The 2,577-nt window shown below is 61.2% G+C and carries 1 protein-coding gene and 1 pseudogene; both read left to right on the top strand.

Going from position 1 to position 2,577, the window contains the following annotated elements; genetic code table 11:
* Positions 1-136, top strand: a pseudogene (locus QZY07_RS20200) (class III poly(R)-hydroxyalkanoic acid synthase subunit PhaC); the annotation flags it as partial.
* A gap of 698 nt (positions 137-834) precedes the next feature.
* Positions 835-1,770: an AEC family transporter gene (locus QZY07_RS20195; protein ID WP_295406502.1), complete on the top strand. Its 936-nt coding sequence runs from the start codon at positions 835-837 to the stop codon at positions 1,768-1,770.
* Positions 1,771-2,577 lie beyond the last annotated feature (807 nt).

The raw sequence follows: 2,577 nt of genomic DNA, 5'->3' as shown, positions 1-2,577 counted from the left end.
GATGAAGGGTTTGGTGGGCAGCGAGGACTACACCGAACTCGCCTTCCCCGGCGGCCATATCGGCATCTATGTCAGCGGCAAGGCGCAGAAGGAAGTCACGCCCGCCATCGGCAAGTGGTTGAACGAACGGTCGTAAGCGGGATTTCCGGAGCGGGGGGCTTGCGGGGTGACCCGCAAGCCGTGCGGAACACGTCATTGCCATTAGCGACGCCGTTCATGGTTCAACCCTTCGGCTTCGCTCAGGGCTCACCACGAACGGCTTCGCTTAGGCGATTTCCGGGGAAGCTTTTACCGGAAGCAACGCTTTAAATCAGCGCGCGACTTCAGGAACCGCCGCGCAGTGCGTAGGGGATCAGCGGGACAAGGCAAATCGCAACCATTAACCAGAAGGCTTTGCGCTCGTTTTTACGCGTCACTTCTTGAGTCATGACATTCACCTGTTTGTGCATGTTGTCGATTGAGAGAGTGGACAGGCTGCCCACGCAATCGAGAATAGCTATAACAAAGTAAAAGACAAGGAATACCACGTACAGGCCGTGGATATTTCCTAGCGAATAGCTTGGTTAAGCCCGAAAAGAGCTTCCAGCCTCCAGCGGCCTGCTGGTTTGAATCAGGCACTTGGCCATCGCGCTTGGCGTGTCAGGTCAACCAGCGGGGGCCGCGTCGATCAGCGAAAACCTCGGCAAAATAACGGCTGGCGGCTGACTGCCATGGTTCGGTTGACGGGTTCGCCAAACCGTGCAAACGGATGTGTTCCCACTCACGCCGACGACCCGGCGGGGCGTACTATCGCCACCTTCACCCGCCCGCCAACCTGTCCAGGACGCCTCCGTTTTGCTCGCCATCGTCTCCGTCACCTCGCCCATCTTCCTGCTGATCGCGCTTGGATTCGCGGCGGTGCGGGCGGGCTGGATTCCGCGCGAGGGCGCGCTCGCCATGGGCCGCTATGCGCTCTCCTTCGCCCTGCCGGCGCTGCTCTTCAATACGCTGGCCCAGCGTCCGCTGGATCAACTCATCGTTCCCGCGTTTCTGCTCGCCTATGTCGGCGGTTCGCTGATCGCCTACGCGATCGGGCTGACGGCGGCGGCCGTCGCGCGGCGCACGCATCCGCTGGACAATGCCTTTTTCGGCATGGGCGTCTCGATGTCGAACAGCGGCTATCTGGGCTATGCGCTGATCTCGCAGATTCTGGGGGCCGAGGCGCTCAGCGCGGTCGCCATGACGATCCTGACCGAGGTGCTGCTGATTCTGCCGCTGACCCTGATCCTGGCGGAGTTGCATGACAGCCGGGGCCGTCATGGTCTGGCGCGGACCCTGGGCCGGGTGGTGCTCCAGGTCGCCCGCAATCCGATCGTGCTGGCGATCGCCGCCGGACTGCTGTTCGCCGCCTTCGGCTGGCGGCTGCCCGCCCTGCTCGGGCGCACGGTCGACATGCTGGCCGGCTCCGCGGCGGCGGTGGCGCTGCTCGCGGTCGGCGGAACCCTGGCCGGACAACGGCTCCAACACGGCCTGGGTCCAGCGTTGACCATCGCCGCTGGCAAGCTGCTGATCCACCCGGCGGCGGTGCTCCTGATGCTGCTCCTGGTTCCGCCCTTCGACCCCACGATCACCCAGGCGGCGCTGATCCTGTCCGGACTGCCGATGGTCACCATCTTCCCCCTGCTCGCCCAGCGCTATGGGCTGGGCGAACTCTGCGCCTCCGCCTTGCTGATCACGACCCTGCTGTCCTTCTTCACCCTGAACCTAGGGCTCTGGATTCTCGGGAGCTGACGGTCCCTCCGGGATCGCTTGCAACGACCCGCGCCGTTGCGGGCGCGGTTCCGGGAACATCCCAAGCATGTCTTGAGCACCCTCAAGCCGCTCCACGAGGGCGCGGTCAACGCCAAAGTTGTCCGCGCCTGCCCGCCAGACCGGCCGTAACCGCTCTGGTCGCCAAGGATCTTGCCGCCAGCCTTGGGTGCGAGATGGGCGACTCAGTGTGCGACACCTGCAATGTTGTCCCCAGGGCGATCCTCGCCACCGCAAGCCGATCCGGTGTTGGCGACGCGCCCCTGGTCTCGCGGACGGGCGTCGCGGCTCGAAGCGATGTCTCGTCATCTACAAATTTATATAACGTAGAATGTCGCGTTTGCGTCATTTCACCTGGCGATTGGCGAATCATGCCTCGATCTAATCAATTATTTTCTATACTAACAATAAGTTATAGAGATTATTAAAAGTGGCATTTTTTTGCTTTAATCATTGGGGAGAGACGGTTTCTGTCTGCACAACTTTACAGATCGCAGTTATATAAATATATAACGGACGATACCGCTCAAGCGAACCGAGCGCGTTGGCTGGCGGATGGCTTGCCGCGCGCCGGGCGTCCGTGGTTCGTCAACGCGCGTGACGCATTCTGATTTCACGCTCACTCTGTCGCAAGGATCAAACGCTTCATGTCACTCGATCTTCGAGTTTTTCCCGCTTGACAAAAAGGGCGAGAATGGCGGTCTTCGCGTGAAGAGGATCTGCCACCATGTTTGCCGACCCGTTGCCCTTTATCGAGCGTTATGTCGAGGACTTGGATGGCGCGTTGAG

It is taken from the genome of uncultured Thiocystis sp., assembly GCF_903866365.1.
Lineage (GTDB): Bacteria > Pseudomonadota > Gammaproteobacteria > Chromatiales > Chromatiaceae > Chromatium.
This window is presented reverse-complemented; position numbering and strand designations above follow the sequence as displayed.